This is a genomic window from Paenibacillus harenae DSM 16969, assembly GCF_000422465.1.
Taxonomy (GTDB): Bacteria; Bacillota; Bacilli; order Paenibacillales; family Paenibacillaceae; genus Pristimantibacillus; species Pristimantibacillus harenae.
In genome coordinates this window covers 335,557-352,194 of the sequence record NZ_KE383846.1, presented here as the reverse complement: position 1 = coordinate 352,194, position 16,638 = coordinate 335,557, and the positions used below count along the sequence as shown (strand labels likewise).

General features: G+C 50.6%; 16 protein-coding genes and 1 other annotated feature. Of the genes, 9 read left to right on the top strand and 7 right to left on the bottom strand.

Annotation, left to right across the window (positions count from 1 at the left end; all coding sequences use genetic code 11):
• Positions 1–46: 46 nt before the first annotated feature.
• The gene (locus tag H581_RS38550) at positions 47–199 is read right to left on the bottom strand and encodes a hypothetical protein (RefSeq protein WP_169507566.1); all 153 of its coding nucleotides are present in this window, start codon (positions 197–199) and stop codon (positions 47–49) included.
• A 117-nt stretch (positions 200–316) separates the two neighbouring features.
• Positions 317–579 (top strand) — a binding site (T-box leader).
• 180 nt (positions 580–759) lie between these two features.
• On the opposite strand from H581_RS38550, the gene asd reads away from it, so the two are divergent.
• From asd to H581_RS0132070, 7 genes are all read left to right on the top strand, one after another.
• The gene (asd, locus tag H581_RS0132100) at positions 760–1,845 is read left to right on the top strand and encodes an aspartate-semialdehyde dehydrogenase (RefSeq protein ID WP_029192826.1); all 1,086 of its coding nucleotides are present in this window, start codon (positions 760–762) and stop codon (positions 1,843–1,845) included.
• A 38-nt stretch (positions 1,846–1,883) separates the two neighbouring features.
• Positions 1,884–2,588, top strand: coding sequence for a CTP synthase C-terminal region-related (seleno)protein (locus H581_RS0132095; protein ID WP_029192825.1), 705 nt, complete (start codon positions 1,884–1,886; stop codon positions 2,586–2,588).
• Between the two features lie 42 nt (positions 2,589–2,630).
• On the top strand, positions 2,631–3,653 hold the full coding sequence (locus H581_RS0132090) for a phosphotransferase enzyme family protein (protein WP_156889747.1): 1,023 nt from the start codon (positions 2,631–2,633) through the stop codon (positions 3,651–3,653).
• Positions 3,654–3,706: 53 nt separating this feature from the next.
• A complete protein-coding gene (locus H581_RS0132085) occupies positions 3,707–4,009 on the top strand; it encodes a Dabb family protein (RefSeq protein WP_029192823.1) in 303 nt (100 codons plus the stop codon).
• A gap of 327 nt (positions 4,010–4,336) precedes the next feature.
• On the top strand, positions 4,337–6,061 hold the full coding sequence (locus H581_RS0132080) for a cellulase family glycosylhydrolase (RefSeq protein WP_029192822.1): 1,725 nt from the start codon (positions 4,337–4,339) through the stop codon (positions 6,059–6,061).
• A 542-nt stretch (positions 6,062–6,603) separates the two neighbouring features.
• Positions 6,604–7,536, top strand: coding sequence for a manganese-dependent inorganic pyrophosphatase (locus H581_RS0132075; RefSeq protein ID WP_029192821.1), 933 nt, complete (start codon positions 6,604–6,606; stop codon positions 7,534–7,536).
• A 154-nt stretch (positions 7,537–7,690) separates the two neighbouring features.
• Positions 7,691–7,993, top strand: a complete 303-nt coding sequence (locus H581_RS0132070; RefSeq protein ID WP_029192820.1) for a DUF6509 family protein — start codon at positions 7,691–7,693, stop codon at positions 7,991–7,993.
• Between the two features lie 493 nt (positions 7,994–8,486).
• On the opposite strand, the gene H581_RS0132065 is transcribed toward H581_RS0132070, so the two are convergent.
• From H581_RS0132065 to H581_RS0132040, 6 genes are read right to left on the bottom strand one after another with little or no spacing between them, the layout of a single operon-like run.
• The gene (locus H581_RS0132065) at positions 8,487–9,215 is read right to left on the bottom strand and encodes a glycerophosphodiester phosphodiesterase (RefSeq protein ID WP_029192819.1); all 729 of its coding nucleotides are present in this window, start codon (positions 9,213–9,215) and stop codon (positions 8,487–8,489) included.
• Positions 9,212–10,057, bottom strand: a complete 846-nt coding sequence (locus H581_RS0132060) for an ABC transporter permease (protein WP_029192818.1) — start codon at positions 10,055–10,057, stop codon at positions 9,212–9,214. The genes H581_RS0132065 and H581_RS0132060 overlap by 4 nt, the downstream gene beginning before the upstream one ends.
• Complete coding sequence (locus H581_RS0132055; RefSeq protein ID WP_029192817.1) at positions 10,054–11,241, bottom strand: extracellular solute-binding protein; 1,188 nt, start codon at positions 11,239–11,241, stop codon at positions 10,054–10,056. Before H581_RS0132055 ends, H581_RS0132060 begins: the two co-directional genes overlap by 4 nt.
• Positions 11,242–11,268: 27 nt before the next feature.
• Positions 11,269–12,300, bottom strand: coding sequence for an ABC transporter ATP-binding protein (locus tag H581_RS0132050; RefSeq protein WP_029192816.1), 1,032 nt, complete (start codon positions 12,298–12,300; stop codon positions 11,269–11,271).
• A 23-nt stretch (positions 12,301–12,323) separates the two neighbouring features.
• Positions 12,324–13,148 carry an ABC transporter permease gene (locus tag H581_RS0132045; RefSeq protein WP_029192815.1) on the bottom strand — a complete coding sequence of 275 codons (825 nt, stop codon included), beginning with the start codon at positions 13,146–13,148 and terminating at the stop codon, positions 12,324–12,326.
• Positions 13,145–14,188, bottom strand: a complete 1,044-nt coding sequence (locus H581_RS0132040) for a LacI family DNA-binding transcriptional regulator (protein ID WP_029192814.1) — start codon at positions 14,186–14,188, stop codon at positions 13,145–13,147. Before H581_RS0132040 ends, H581_RS0132045 begins: the two co-directional genes overlap by 4 nt.
• A gap of 289 nt (positions 14,189–14,477) precedes the next feature.
• Here H581_RS0132040 and H581_RS0132035 point away from each other — a divergent pair, with 289 nt between their 5' ends.
• Positions 14,478–15,689 carry an ornithine--oxo-acid transaminase gene (locus tag H581_RS0132035; RefSeq protein WP_029192813.1) on the top strand — a complete coding sequence of 404 codons (1,212 nt, stop codon included), beginning with the start codon at positions 14,478–14,480 and terminating at the stop codon, positions 15,687–15,689.
• Positions 15,690–15,696: 7 nt separating this feature from the next.
• Positions 15,697–16,599 (top strand): arginase, encoded by a 903-nt coding sequence (gene rocF / locus H581_RS0132030; RefSeq protein ID WP_036720738.1) that lies wholly within the window; start codon positions 15,697–15,699, stop codon positions 16,597–16,599.
• Positions 16,600–16,638 lie beyond the last annotated feature (39 nt).

Below are 16,638 nucleotides of genomic sequence, written 5' to 3'. Positions count from 1 at the left end.
TGACGCAGACAATCTGAAGAAGGCTGCATGTAGGCAGCCCGAAATTTTAGGAGTTATTCGGTTCGCCGGGTGTTTTGTTTTCTTGACCCGCTTGCTCCGTATCGTCGATAATAAAACCCTCCCGCTCATGAGGAGCGGTGTCTTCATACGCGGTTTTTTGGTCGCCGTCGGTTTCGATCGTTATTTTATGATTTGGCATGATTGCCCACCTCCTTATTGGTAGGAGTAGCATTTCCCCCGGACTATTAAAATATTCTGGAATTTTCAAAAATAAGGTTTACCTCGCGGTAGATATTTGGTAATATAATCGCAACATTCAAATGCGATGAAGAGACGAGTAGATAAATAAAATCTTTCACAGAGAGCTCCGTCAGCTGAAAAGGAGTAAAGGGATATTTATTGAAAAAAGACTCTGAGCAGCACGTCGGAATCATCTTAGCGAGGATGGTGTGCCAGGAGCTCCTGTTACAGAGCTAGAGTATAAGCATGGTTTGGCCATGCCGTACTTGAAGAGGTTAATATGGCGACATATTAGCAAATCTGGGGTGGTACCGCGAGCATACAAATCTCGTCCCTGAGACAAGTGTCTTGGGGGTGGGATTTTTTTTATTGTTCGCTAAGGAAGCTTAAACCGCTTGCTTATACCACATTCGTAACACCAAATGAAGCGGTTTGAATAGTTAATTAGTAGCGGAATATTGTATGCCTAATCCGATTCGAACATTTTAATAATAACAGGATGAAAGGAAGGAACAGGTTATGACGGGAAAATTGAAAGCGGGTATTGTCGGAGGAACGGGTATGGTCGGCCAGCGTTTTGTTCAGCTGCTGGATCAGCATCCTTGGTTTAAAGTAACGGCTATTGCGGCCAGCGCCAAGTCAGCAGGCAAATCGTATGAGGAGTCCGTACAGGGCAGATGGAAGCTGGACGGTCCGATTCCAGAAGACGTGAAGCAAATCGTCGTGCAGGATGCTTCGAAGGTAGAGGAATTTGCGGCCGAGGTCGATTTTATTTTTTGTGCGGTAGATATGAAGAAAGCTGAAATTCAAGCGTTGGAAGAGGCTTACGCCAGAACGGGCACGCCTGTTATTTCCAATAATTCGGCTCACCGCTGGACGCCGGACATCCCGATGGTCATTCCGGAAATTAACCCGGGACATATTGCAGTCATCGAGGCGCAGAGAAAAAGGCTCGGGACAACGACCGGATTTATTGCCGTCAAACCGAACTGCTCCATTCAGAGCTATGTGCCGGCACTCCATGCGCTGCTTGATTTCAAGCCAACAAAGGTTGTCGCTTCCACCTATCAGGCGATTTCCGGCGCGGGGAAAAACTTTACCGATTGGCCGGATATGTTGGACAACGTTATCCCTTATATCGGCGGCGAGGAAGAGAAGAGCGAGCAGGAGCCGCTGCGCATCTGGGGCAGCGTATCGGCCGGTGAAATTATTAAAGCAAGCTCGCCTCTAATTACGACGCAGTGCATTCGTGTTCCCGTAACGGACGGACACTTGGCTACGGTATTCGTATCGTTCGAGAACAAGCCTTCGAAAGAAGAAATTCTCGACCGCTGGCTGGCGTTCAAAGGACGGCCGCAAGAGCTTGGCCTGCCAAGCGCACCGAAGCAGTTCATCACGTACTTTGAGGAAGAGAACAGGCCGCAGACGAAGCTTGACCGTGACATTGAGCGCGGTATGGGCGTTTCGGCGGGCCGATTGCGCGAGGATTCCATTTATGATTTTAAATTTGTCGGGCTGTCGCATAACACGTTGCGCGGCGCGGCTGGCGGCGCGGTGCTGATTGCCGAATTACTGAAAGCGGAAGGATATATTCAGGCAAAATAAATAGTGGTACATCCCTTTTCTGGAGAGGCGGGAAACAAATGATTCGTGTCGGGCTAATAGGAGATTATAATCGAGAGGTCAAAGCGCATATCGCGATACCTGCGGCTCTTGAATTGGCAGCGGGGGATCTCGGTCATCAGGTCGAATTCGAGTGGATAGCCACTCCTTCACTGGAACAAGATTACGAGCGGAAGCTGGCGGAGTTTCATGCGCTATGGACTGTGCCCGCAAGCCCTTACGCAAGTATGCAGGGCGCGCTTAACGGCATCCGATTCGCCCGCGAGCATCAGGTGCCTCTCCTCGGGACATGCGGCGGCTTTCAGCACATGATCATTGAATTTGCCAGAAACGAGCTGGGGCTTTCCGAAGCGGACCATGCGGAGGAAAACCCGGATGCCTCCGTCCTGCTGGTTGCCCCGCTCACGTGCTCGGTGAGTGAAAAAACGCATGAGTTCAAGCTCGCGCCGGGGTCAAAGGTTGCCCAAAGTTACGGCAAAGAGGAGATCGCCGAGCAATACGGCATTTGCAATTACGGATTAAATCCGGAATTCGCTCCTCTGTTAGAGCAAGCAGGAATGCGCGTTGCCGGAGTAGATGGAAATGGCGAAACCCGGATCATGGAGCTTCAGGGGCATCCGTTCTTTGTCGGAGCATTATTTCAGCCCGAACGCTCTGCGTTTCGGCAAATCGTCCATCCGCTGATCAAGTCGTATCTCCAAGCAGCCATCCAATCATTCATTTAAAGGACAACAAAGACCCCTCTAGCGATAAGGGGTCTTTGTATCTTGTTGAAGGGGATTTCGCCGATGACGGATGATGAGAAAGAGCGCCGGGCAGCGGAAATCGCTGCTCATCTGAAAGAGAGATTCGGATGGACCGTCCGGGAAGCGTCGGCCATCGATAAAGGCTGGCTTAACGTCAAATGGAAGATGATAACCGATCAAGGACCGTTGTTCGTAAAGGACTATCATCCGGACCGGTACAAATTGAATTCGCGACCCGAGAGGCGAAGCCAGATCGAGAAGACGCTGCAGCTGCAGCAAGGGCTGAGCGGAGCCGGCATCCCGTGCCCGGGCGTATATGCTTATAAGGGCAGGTTCATCCAGGAGACGCCGTCGGGTTTATTTTATGCGGTGCTGGATTGGGTGAACGGGTCGTCCGCGCAGGCGGGGTGCATTCAAACGGCTCAAATGTATGAATTAGGCGTCGCGGTTGGACGAATGCACCGGTGGCTGGGGGCCGTTCCGCCGTTATCCAAGCCTGCGTGGTTGCCGGACAAGGACGCCTACAGGAAAGAGTGGCAGAGCAACTGGGAGCAAGCGAAAGCGGCTGGGGATACGGTAGCCCAGGACTGGCTTAGACGGTCGCAGGCAGCTGTAAACGCTATGGATTTCCGCATTTTTGATTCCATACAGCCCGGGTGGCTGCATTGGGATTTGTGGGTGGATAATATTTTGCTGCATGAGCAGGGCGTGGCTGGCATTGTCGATTTCGACCGGATGACGATGGCTTATCAGGAAATCGATGTGGCGCGCGCGATCTTGTCAGGGGCTTTGCAGAACGGCCGGTTGAAGACGGAAATCGTTCGCGCGTTTATGGATGGATACCGTGAGCATTCGGATTCGCCTCCAGGCATGCTCGTTCGGGCCATGCACATGATTTATTTGATCGAATCCATCTGGTGGCTTCGCACGGAAGTTCGCAAGGAAAGCGAGCTGCGCGGATTGCTCGGCCGGTTTGTTGAAGAAATGCATTGGATCGAAAACCATTTTGCAGCTTTGCCGGATCTGCTGGGAAGTCTGGAATAGGACTCGAGCGGACTGAAGGCCGTGTAGGAATCCTATAGAAGGAGTGAAGTACGATGTACGAACATCTCGTGGTATTCAAGTTCAACACAAGCATTACACCCGCCAAACAACAGGAGCTGCTGGACCAGCTGCTTGCATTCCGGGGGCGTATCCCTGGGATCGCGGATTTAAGCGCTGGCATCAACGTAACGGAAGAGACGGACAATATTCACGGCTATACGCTTGGCTTAAGAGTTACGTTCGAAGACCAAGCTTCGTTGTCGGCCTACGGACCGCATCCCGTCCATCAGCAATTCGTGAAATCGCTGGACGGCTTGCTGGAAAACGTTGTGGTCGTGGATTACCCCAAGGTATGATCTGCCTGATGATGCCGCCGTCAAAACAACGGAATAGGACGGCGGCACATCCTTTTGATTACAGGTATGAAAGTCGAACGATTGCCCTTGTCTCTGGGCGATATTGAATATTCGATTCCGATTCTGCTGCCGCCCTATAATTTCCATCTGAATTATTCTCTAATTAGTAGGGTTTTTCCAAAAAAAATGCCATGGTACAATCACTTGTGCAACCGCTTTCATTGAAAATTCTTGAAGGAGGGACACGGAGGGAGGACATGCTTAGCTCATTGTTTTAACATCACGTATTTGATTACATAACTGAATTCTGAGGAGGTAATATAGTAAATGTTCTCGTACACATCCAGCAAGATCTTTCGTATGTTTCTGACGGTTTCGCTCCTGTTGGCCATGGCTGTTCCTTCCATAAGCGCAGCCTCGCAGGAGAAGCCAGGCACTATCGCCGTTCCGGGAAGCAAGCTTCAATCGTACGTCGAAGCCATGCAGCCCGGCTGGAATCTCGGCAACACGTTCGACGCGACCGGAGCCGACGAGACGTCCTGGGGCAATCCGCGCGTGACGAAGCAGCTCATCAAGCACATCGCCTCGCAAGGCTACAACAGTATCCGCATCCCGATTACATGGGACCATCGGATGGGAGAAGCGCCGGACTACACGATTGAGCCGGCGTTCATCGACCGCATTGAAGAGGTCGTCGACTGGTCTCTGGACGCCGGCTTGTACGTCATGATTAACCTGCATCACGACTCCTGGCTCTGGGTTAACCGGATGGGGACCGAGCATGACGAAGTGCTTGCCCGCTATAACGCGGCATGGACGCAAATTGCCGACCGGTTCAAGGATCATTCGAAGAAGCTTTCGTTCGAGAGCATCAACGAACCGCGCTTCTCTGACGGATGGGGAGGAGGCGGGGAAGCCCATTTTCAAATGCTGCATGAATTGAATGCGTCCTTCCATGAGATCGTACGCGCCTCCGGAGGCAACAATGCCGAGCGCCCGCTCGTACTGCCGACGCTCGAAACGAACGCGGGCCAGGATCGGCTCGATGCGCTGGTAGACACGTTCGCCGAGCTGGACGATCCGAACCTGATCGCCACCGTGCACTATTACGGATTCTGGCCGTTCAGCGTCAACATCGCCGGCTTCACCCGCTTTAACGAAGAAACCAAAAACGACATTGTCCAAACTTTCGATCGTGTCTATCAATCGCTGGTAGCTAAAGGTATTCCCGTTATTCTAGGCGAATTCGGATTGCTTGGCTTCGACAAAAATACGGGAACGATCGAGCAAGGCGAAAAGCTGAAGTTCTTCGAGTATCTGCTCCATTACATTCAAGAAAGAGGCATTTCCCATATGCTGTGGGACAACGGGCAGCATCTTAACCGCCTAACGTTGAAGTGGAACGACCCGCAGCTGCACGGCATGCTTAAGGCGAGCTGGAAGAGCCGCTCCGCAACCGCGGAAACGGATTTGATCTATTTGGCCAAGGGCGCGACAGCAGAGGATGCCGTCATCCGGCTTGAATTGAACGGCAATCGGCTGACGGGTCTCCGCCATGAGGGCAAGATGCTGCGCCAAGGCATCGACTACGTCTTGAATGGCGACACCTTGACGGTGAAAGCGGACTTGCTCGCCAAGCTGACGGCATCGGGCGCTTACGGCGAGAATGCAGAGATTACGGCGGACTTCAATAAGGGCGAGGACTGGACGTTTGACGTCATCGTCTATGATACGCCAGCGCTGCAGGGCGCAGCGGGAACGACGGCGGATTTCGCAATCCCGACCGCGTTCAACGGCGACCGTCTGGCTACGATGGAAGCCGTATATGCCGCAGGGGGCAACGCGGGTCCGCAGAACTGGACGTCGTTCAAGGAGTTCGCATACGCCTTCTCTCCTTCGTACGATACGAATGAAATTACTCTCACGCAAAACTTCTTCAACGAAGTGAATGACGGCGACGTCGTCCTGACGTTCCATTTTTGGAGCGGCAAAACGGTTAAATACACGATTACGAAAACCGGAACCGCCGTCGTCGGCAACTCCGCCGAATAAGGATAGGAATAAGCCAGCCGAGATGGAAGCCAGCCGAGAAATCGGCTGGCTTCCTTTTTCGTTGTCGCTTTATCAACCGGCATGGCGACAGGCTCGTTTATACTTTCGCAGAATTGAGCTTACCTGTGCATTAACAATACGAAAGTATAAGTAGTGTCAAAAACTGAAAATAATACCGACTACAATGGGAAGCGCAGTCTATTAGTTTCGATAACTGAAACTAAAGACTTTGTTCGCGTGAAAAACCATCGGTTTTGTTTCATAAGTTTCATAATTTGAAACTATCCCCTGATTTTGGAGTTGAGTCCGACCGTTTAGTATCAAATTTGGAAACTAAGCCGGCTTCCATCGGTAAATACTACAACACGGTTAAGATAGGAAGATTTCATGCATAACGCCTGATTTTCTTGTTCAGTGTCGTTTCAATGGGAAAGGGTTCACAAAATAGATAAGGTAATTCGGTGTAAAGGTATAGGAATAAGGTACACTTATCGTTATAATGGTTTATAAAACAACCAAAAAAAGATTAAGGAGTATTTGAAATGACTAAAACGCTTATTTTCGGGCACAAAAACCCGGACACCGACACGATCACATCCGCTATTGCATACGCAGAGCTGAAGACAAAGCTGGGCGCTGACGTAGAAGCGATCCGCCTCGGCGATATCAACGGCGAAACGCAATACGCCTTGAACTATTTCGGGATCGCGGCGCCTCGCCTGATCGAGAATGTCGCCGACGAGACGGATACCGTTATTCTGGTTGACCACAACGAGCGTCAGCAAAGCGCTAACGACATTGACCGCGTACGCGTGCTTGAGGTAATCGACCACCACCGTATCGCTAACTTTGAGACAAGCCATCCGCTGTACTTCCGCGCGGAGCCGGTTGGCTGCACGGCAACGATTTTGAACAAAATGTACAAAGAGAACGGCGTAGCGATCCGCAAGGAAATTGCCGGCATCATGCTGTCCGCGATCATCTCCGATTCCTTGCTGTTTAAATCGCCGACCTGCACGGAGCAGGACGTAGCGGCAGCGCGCGAGCTTGCCGAAATCGCAGGCGTTGACGCAGACAGCTACGGACTCGACATGCTGAAAGCGGGCGCGGATCTGAGCGACAAGACGATCGCGCAATTGATCTCTTTGGACGCCAAAGAATTCGCGATGGGCAGCTACAAGGTTGAAATCGCGCAAGTGAACGCGGTTGACACGAATGACGTGCTATCCCGTCAAGCGGAGCTGGAAGCGGCTCTTAACGATATCATCGCGACAAAAGGCCTTGACCTGTTCGTGCTTGTTGTAACGGACATCCTGAATAACGATTCCGTCGCTCTTGCGCTCGGCGCTCAAGCTCATGCGGTAGAGAAAGCTTACAACGTAACGCTTTCCGGTAACAAAGCGCTGCTCAAAGGCGTTGTTTCCCGCAAATCGCAAATCGTACCGGTACTGACGGAGACGCTCAGCAGCCTGTAACAGGCTGCGTGGTTCACGTTATGCGGCAGCCTGAAGCTTGGTTTCCCAAGTTTCAGGCTGCTTTTTCTTTGAATGAAAAGATGGTTAATGAAGTCCCGGTTCGCTCTAAGCGAAGCCGTTTTGGTTATATTAATAAAGAAGGAGCGGATGACATATGTTTGAAATTAAGGAATACAGCGTGGAGCTTGTGAGGGACCCTTATGGCATTTTGACGGGTGCCAGATATGAATTTATGCTTGATTTGGACGTGCCTGAGGATGACGAGCTGCATCAGGAGGAGGGCGTTTCGCTGCGCGTGCTCTATGTGGCCGAGGAGAACAGCTCGCGTATAGCCAAGTATGAGTTTCTGACGACATCGTCGAACAAGTACATCGATTTCGAGCTTGAGGAGGACGAGCAGCAGATGGTGCTGGCGTTCTGCAAAGAGCATGCTCTGGAAGCTGAAGAAGTGAAATAACTTGTGACCGATACACATGTGCATGTAGCCGGTGCTTGGCGCTGGTGCGTAAAGAAGAGTGTGGTGCTGGTGTTCGACGGTGGTATGTGAAGCACAGCATGATGCTAGTGCGTGACTAGCTCGCTATACTGGATTTCATGCACGATAGGAGTTAGTTATTGTCGGAAAGTGAAGCTATAGTGGATTTTGTCCAGTGGAATCGCCGCCAAACAGGGTTTCAGTGTGGTTTAGCTTTTTTTATTGGATGGAATCCAATATAGGGCGAATACGAGGCTTGGTTCCTCCAAGTTAATGTAGAGAATACAGCATAGCTGGCCAAATCGATGATTAGAGGAGTCGTCTGGCTATCAGTACCACGGTTCGCCTCCACCCTGAAAGCCCCGACCCCATGCGGTCGGGGTTTTGTTTTAATGCCGCAACATCCTTAAAAGGAAAACATTCTTGAGGACCTCGAAGCAGCTCAAGCATAGGAATCGCTGCACGAAAATAGCTGCTATCGGCTGTTATTTATGGCTGCTTTCAAATTTACTAAAGCTTGCACATTCCTTGCCGTAATAGAGGCAACTCCTAAATCAAGGAACTTCTTCATTTCAGCCTCTTCATTAATGGTCCATACGTAGACGGGTAAACCTAGCGAAGTTGCTTTGTCTAACAGCTCCGGACGAACAAGCTGATAATGGATGTTGATGCCGAAGCAGTGAGCTGCGACGGCGTCACGGCAAGTCTGCTCTATCGCATCGCGATAGGCTGACAGTAAGAATAATTCAGCATCCGCATTGAGCAATTTGCGCAACTCCGGGTGAGTTTGCTGCACTTTCATGGCACGGTCTGTCTTGCATCCCGACAAATACACTTGCTCATATAAGTTATATTGTTTCACGAGAGCAGCCACCGGCTCAATGCTCTCATCGTCCTTCAGGTCCAAATTGGCAGTCTTGCCTGCGTCCCGAATGACAAGCAGCATCTCTTCAAGGGTAAGAATCGGCTTGATTTGACGCAGTTCGGCCAGAGACATTTGTGAGATAAAATATTCAATGCCATCCACAGTCTTACATTCATCGTCATGGGCTAGAACAGGAATGCGGTTCTTCGTTACCCGAATATCTTCTTCAATGACATCAGCACCAAGTTTGATTCCCGTTTCAATCGATTCAAGCGTATGATCCTGTTTATTCATGCATCCGCTGTGCGCGGTAATCAATGGAAATGGTCTCGTATTCATGTCGCTTTCCCTCTTTCTTCTTTCGTCATCTCGCGAATATAGAAGTACCCCATGATGGAGCAGAGGAAGAACGTAAAGAAGGCGAGTGCGGAAGCTAATTGTCTGTCTTGAAATACTCCGAAAATTTGTTGCATCGATACGCCAAGCATTTGCGGCGCGTTAGGACCGAGTAAGAAGGGAGCCGTGAACGAGCCGATAATACCCATAAATGCAAAAGTAGCCGCGACGAGCAAGGTTTTATAGGTAAGCGGTAAAATCAAATTGAAAAATATTCGCCACATGCCGGCCCCGACGTCTTTCGCGCTTTCGATGATCGAATTTGGAACAGCCGTTAAGGCCGAAGCTAGCAGCATCGTGGTGAAAGGAATATTAAACCACAAATTGGCGATAATAATCCCCTTCATATCAAAGATGAACCGCGGCATCGATTCCACTCCGAACTGGTATAAAAACTGGGCTGCCCATCCGCGATTGCCCAACATTCGGATGAGTCCGTAAGTCGCGATCACTCCGGGAATGAAGATCGGAATCATATACATTTTTTGAATCCACCGAACAATGGCGCTATCGTTAAATCTCATGTATACGGCTAAGGCATAACTGACGGCGAGTACAAGACCAACCGAAATAATCGTCACTGTTAATGTAAAAATGATATTGGACCGCATTAGCTTATCTGTAAACAAATAGATGTAGTTAGAAAGATCATAGCCGCCCGAATCATTGGTTAAGCTTTCTTTAAATGATAGAGCAACGGGAAGAATGACAATGACGAACAACACTAGGAAGGAGGGGAGTACCAGAAGCAATCCCAGTACCCCCATTTTTGATTGCTTACTCATTGCGCGGCAACTTCGCTTTGCCAGCGTTTTGTCATTTCTTTTTCCAATTCGCCGATATTGAATGAACGGAAGCCTTCAGCCGCACCCTCGAAGGAGTCTTGAATTTCCTGCGGCATATTTGTAATTTCGATTCCTGGAAAACCATGCAATTGGTTTACAATAACCTCCTGCGCCTCAGGCGAGAGAACAAAATCAAGGAATTTATATACGGCTTCTTTTTTCTCGGAAAGCTTTGGAACCATCAGATAAGTAGGACCGCCGTTAAAACCGGGCGTAAGCTGTTGCATCTTAGTAGAAGCAGGGAGCAACCCGTTTGCCGTTTGTTCCATGACCATATCCGACCAAGCCGGAATCATATCCACTTCGCCGGTTGCCAGCAGATCAAGCGTACCTTGGTTTTTCTTGGGATATATACCGCCGCCGTACACAAATTGTCCCAGATCTTTAAGGAGATCCATACCTGTGCCCCATTGTTCCAAGATACTTGGGTCCGAGTTGTAAATGGCATCTTCCGGAAGATCTTTATACAGGGTCGTCATAACGAACGAGTTGCCGGAACCGCCGGTAGATGGATCGTTATATGCGAATTTGCCGGGATGGTTACGAATCCACTCGTACAGCTCGTCCAAGGTCGTTGGGACGTCGGTTATTTTTTCGCTGTTATAAGCCAAAAGAACGGCTGACGAACGGTATGGAACAGCCAGGTTAGAGATATTCGTCAATACTTGTTGATTCACATGATTAAGGTTTGGAATGCCGTCGGCGTTAAGCGTGTCCCAAAGGTCGTCTTTCTTCCCTAAGGTTACGTCGGATAAACCTGCTTCATACAAATCGATATCCCCGGAACCTTTACCCGCTTGTTTAGCGGCCAAAATACGATCGTAGGTCGGTTGAGCGCCGGCACCGGAAGGGATATACACGAGATTCACTTTTGCATCGGGATTTTTCTCTTCGAACATTGGAATCAGCGTATCATACAAACTTTTAACATTCTGGGAACCCGTTAAATAGAAGGAGAATTCTACCGGCTCAGCTGCAGCAGTATCTTCCGTATTGGCCGCGGGAGTCGCGCCGGAATTCCCCGTGTTTGCCGTATTGTTCGCAGCGCCGCCGCAAGCAGATAAAATGACGGATAAGATCGTGAGCGCGGAAAGCGACGAAAGGATCGATTTCTTACGTATCATTTAATTTCCTCCATAGATTATATTTATTTAAACCGCAGGGAATGCCAATGCTTTTGAGAAATTTACCTTTACTTTTTGTCCGGAATGCAGATGCTTGACTTGATCTCTTGGTTGAAATGACCGAATGATTCCGAATGGTTGAACATCAACAGAAACTTCAGCGTAATGACCTAAAATCATGATCTGTTTGACACTTCCCGACAGACCCGTTTCCTCTCCATCCTGTAAAATGACATTTTCAGGCCGAATGGCAATGCTTACCTCTCCGGTAAGCCGCTTTGGATTTGGAAAAGCCAAATTCTGAATGATGACTTGGTCTGCTGACACCACCCCCTTTAAAAAGTTCATTTTGCCAATGAATTGCGCGGCGAAAAGCGATTTGGGCTCGTCATAAATCTCTTGCGGGGAGGCAATCTGTTCGATATGTCCATGATTCATGACGACAATCCGGTCGGAAATCGACAGCGCCTCTTCCTGATCATGCGTGACAAAAACCATGGTCAACCCGGTCTTGGATTGAATTTCGCGCAGCTCCTCCCGCATCTCATGACGCAGCTTGGCATCGAGCGCGGAGAATGGTTCATCGAGAAGCAGTACGGCAGGCTTGAGCAGCAAAGCTCTAGCCACGGCAATTCGCTGCTGCTGACCTCCGGAAAGCTCACCCGGATGTTTTTTTTCCGAACCTGACATGCGAATCAGCTTGAGAACCTCGGTAATCGCGAAGTCCATTTCGGCTTTTTTCATCTTTCGAATTTTTAAGCCAAACGCTAAATTATCGTAGACGGTCATGTGAGGCCATAGATTATAACTTTGAAAAACCATCGCTGTGGGACGCTTCTCGGGAGGCGTTTTTAGAACGCTTTTGTTCTCAATGAGAATTTCTCCCGAATCGGGTTCCAGAAATCCGCCGATGCTTCGAAGTACCGTCGTTTTGCCGCATCCGGATGGACCAAGCAAGGTGATCAGTTCGCCTTTCCGGACATCCAGAGAGATATCGGTGACGCCATCGCCCGTTTTATAACGTTTCGTCAAGTTCTGAATCGATAGTTGTATGTCCATAGGAATCTCCTTTTAGAAAAGTGTTATTTAAGCTGGAACCCGCTGGACATGACATCCGCGCTTAAAAACCGCCTCGCGGCCAGGAGCAATATAATCGTCGGCGCCGTTAAGATAATCGAGAATACAGCGCCTGCATAGGCCGGGTAATCGGAGATAATGGAATACATGATGACCGGCATCGTTCTATAGTTAGGGATACCGACCAGAAAAGTACCTTGAGCTTCATCCAATGAATTCAGGAAGGTGAAGATGGAAGCGACCGCAATGCCCGGCATGGCCATTGGCAGCGTAATGCTGCGGAATACCCGGAAAGGGCTGGCGCCTGCATCCCTGGCGGACTCCTCTTGAGCAGCGTGAACGTTGCGGAACGCCGACGTCGGAATCCATGTCATGAACATCAGCACGTTGATAAGGTGAATGAGTACGACTCCCAGCAAGGTGTTCATTAAATCCAATCTGTAGAAAAGGACGGCGATCGATATATACAACCCCATTTTCGGAAAGGCATTCGTTAGCAGAAACGAGAATAAGAAGAAACGGCTTAACGGAAAACGAATACGTGCGAAAGCGTAAGCGGCAGGTATACAAATCACAATGGAAACCGCAGTTACGATGGCAGCAATTAAAAACGATAAACCGATGGATGAAGCTATTTCATCCTGCTCGAGGACAAAGCTCCACCACTTTAATGACCATTCTTTCGGAAGCACATCCGGATAAACCCAATTTCCGGTGAAGGCTAGAATAGCCAGATTCAGCAAAGGTCCCAAGAAAAAGACGATAAACACGACGAGCACCAGGAATTCAAAGACTTTCTTCGGGCCAACGGCTTTCAAATACCATCTCATAGCAACGATGACTCTCCTTTCAGATCAACGATTTTCTCCGTCGATTGGCGGACAATGAGCTCAGGCTCAAACTCTACGGTATTCCCCGACACCGTTTCCTCACGAATAAGGTTGTCCAGCAGAACCAACGACTGTCTTCCCATTTCCTTCATATCGACTCCGATCGTCGTTAAAGAAGGGGAGAACATTTCCGCATAATCAATACCGTCAAAGCCCATTACGGCAACTTGCTCGGGAATACGGATGAATTGTTCTAATAAAAACTTCATCGCCCCAAGGGCAATCATGTCGTTGGTAGCAAAAATGGCGGTATATTTACCGTCAAGAAAACGGGACCATTCTTGCTTCATGGTTCGATACCCTTCCTCGAAGGATGAGGCGGCAGGGTAGGCTATCGATGAATCCGGAATCGGGTTGTTATGCCCGGACATACCGTCCCGAAATCCCGCTAATCTCAAATGATGGCTTCGATGGGTTTGAGGTCCGGCAAGTATGAAGATGTTGCGGTGTCCGATTCCGAGTAAATAATCGGCTGCTTTGCGGCCGCCGCCGTCATCATTATTTACAAGGTGGAAGACGCCGCTAACGTCCGTAGAACCGTTAACCATTACGTAAGGAACCTTGAAATGTTGAATGGAATCAATCAAATGCTTTCGGAGACGGCTGATCAGAATAAGCCCGTCTACTCTTTTCTCAAACATATAATCGGCCGATCGGCTGTTCATTTCGCGAACCGTCGCGACAAAGACGGAGTAGTTCAAACTTTCAGCCGCCGTAATAATGGAATCCAGAATTTGACCATAGAACGGATGGGAGGCAATGGGATATTCCTCGCGGAAAATAATGACGCCAATATTGTTCGTTCGCTGCGACACCATCGCTCGGGCTAATGCATTCGGCTTATACTGCAGTTCGTTAATAATTTGATTTACCTTCTCCCTCGTTTCGGGGCTTGCATATCCTTTGCCTGAAATAACTCTTGAAACCGTTGATTTAGACACTCCTGCGCGTAAAGCAATTTGTTTAATGGTTAGATCCATGTACGCTGTCCTCTTTTCTGTCTGTGGAACCGTTCCCACAAAGCTAGCTTACTTTTAGTTTGTTATTTCGGTATAAAATAGAATTAAAGATCAAGTAAACGGATGCCGGCTTGGCTTAATCCGTCTCTAAGCTAATCAAACCCTGGAAATAACGGCTTTACCAGCCTGCTATTTTTTTCAACCGACGTGATCCGTTTTTTTGACAACCTCGCTGTTATTTGTCGCCCCTCAACCGCATAACATTCAAAAACGGCTATTTTTTTGCGATACATGCGGAAAGGAGCAGGAGATGGATAGGGCACAGAAGCAAATCGGGCTGGCGGAGAAGTACGGCGCCCGCAATTATCATCCCCTGCCGATTGTCATTAGCAGCGCGGAAGGCGTATGGATGCAGGACTCCGAAGGCGCGCGTTACATGGATATGCTGAGCGCTTATTCGGCATTGAATCAAGGACATCGTCATCCCCGTATTATTGACGCTTTGAAGGAGCAAGCGGATAAAGTCACGCTCACTTCCCGCGCTTTTCACAATGAAGCGCTTGGGGCCTTCTGCGAGAGGATTGCGGCCTACACCGGCAAAGAACGGGCGCTTCCCATGAATACCGGCGCGGAAGCGGTTGAAACGGCGCTGAAGGCAGTACGGCGCTGGGCCTACGGCGTAAAGCAAATACCGCCTGAGCAGGCGGAGATTATCGTATTCGAAGGGAACTTCCACGGCCGGACATTGACGGTTACCTCCTTCTCATCCACGCCGTCCTACCGGGAAGGGTTCGGCCCCTTTACGCCGGGCTTCCGCATTGTCCCCTACGGCGATCTGGCGGCGCTTGAAGCGGCGATAACCTCGCATACGGCAGCCGTATTAATCGAGCCTATTCAGGGAGAGTCGGGTATTCGCATTCCGCCGGACGGGTTCCTGGCCGGCACTGCCGCGTTATGCGCGAAGCACCGGGCGCTGCTTGTCGCCGATGAGATTCAGACGGGCTTCGGGCGAACCGGCCGCCGATTTGCTTGCGATTGGGAGCAGGTCATACCCGATATTTACGTGATGGGCAAGGCGCTTGGCGGAGGCGTGCTGCCGGTATCGGCCATAGCCGCCGATTCGGACATCATGGACGTTTTCGAGCCGGGCTCGCACGGCTCGACTTTCGGCGGCAATCCGCTGAGCTGCGCCGTGGCGCTCGCCGCCCTTGACGTTACCGAGACGGAGCGGCTTGCGGAACGGTCCGATGCGCTCGGCCGGTATTTCATGGATAGGCTTCGTACGCTGAACCATCCGGATATCGCCGAGCTTCGGGGCCGCGGCCTATTTATTGCGATCGAGCTTCGGGTGCCGGCGCGGCCCTATTGCGAGAAGCTGATGAAGCTGGGCCTGCTGTGCAAGGAAACGCATGATCATGTGATCCGCCTGGCGCCGCCGCTCATCATAACGGAGGCCGAGCTCGACTTTGCCTTTGAACGGATCCGGCTCGTCTTCTCAAGCGTGAATAAGACGGGAGGCTGAGCGCGCCATGATTAATCAAAACGTTGCGATTGTCCGGGCCCCGTTCGGACTGGGAGCGGGAACGCCAGGGGCGGAGCTTGGTCCGGCGCACATTCTATATGCCGCAGGCTTGCTTGATAAGCTGAAGGACCTCGGTATCCCTTATCAAATCACGGAGGAAATCAACGTTTCCCCGCAGCTGACGCCGCTTCAATCGAAGAATGCTAAGCGATTAGCCGAGGTGTTGGACATCAGCGGCAGACTGGCGGACCGCGTATCCGCACTAGTCGGGCAAGGCGCGATGCCTCTAGTGCTCGGCGGCGATCACAGCATCTCGATCGGCACGATCGCGGGGCTGGCGGAGCATTACGCTAATCTTGGCGTCATCTGGTTCGATGCGCATTCGGATTTGAATACGGAGGAAACGAGCCCTTCGGGAAACATTCACGGCATGTCGCTCGGCATTAATCTGGGACGAGGAATTCCGGCGCTGACCGGTCTGAGAGGGATCGAGCCAAAAATAAAACCGGAGCATGTCGCGATCGTCGGAGCACGGTCGCTTGATCCCGGAGAGAAGAAATATATCCGCTCGCTTGGCATAGCATGCTATACCATGCATGACATCGACAGGCTGGGCATCGCCAGAGTGATGGAGAAGGTCGCCTCGCATTTGGGCAGGACGACGGACGGCGTTCATGTCAGCTTCGATATCGACTGCCTTGATCCGCGGGAAGCGCCGGGTACGGGAACGCCGGTCCGCGGCGGACTGAGCTACCGGGAAGCGAATCTGGCGCTTGAGCTGCTGTACCAGTCGGATCTGGTTACGTCGGCCGAGTTCGTTGAGGTCAATCCCGGCCTCGACTCGAACGATCAGACGGCGAAGCTTGCGGTGGAGCTGATCGGGTCCCTGCTGGGCGAGCAGATTTTATAACGGACAAGGAAGTGCAAGGAATCCGACTAGAAGGAGGGA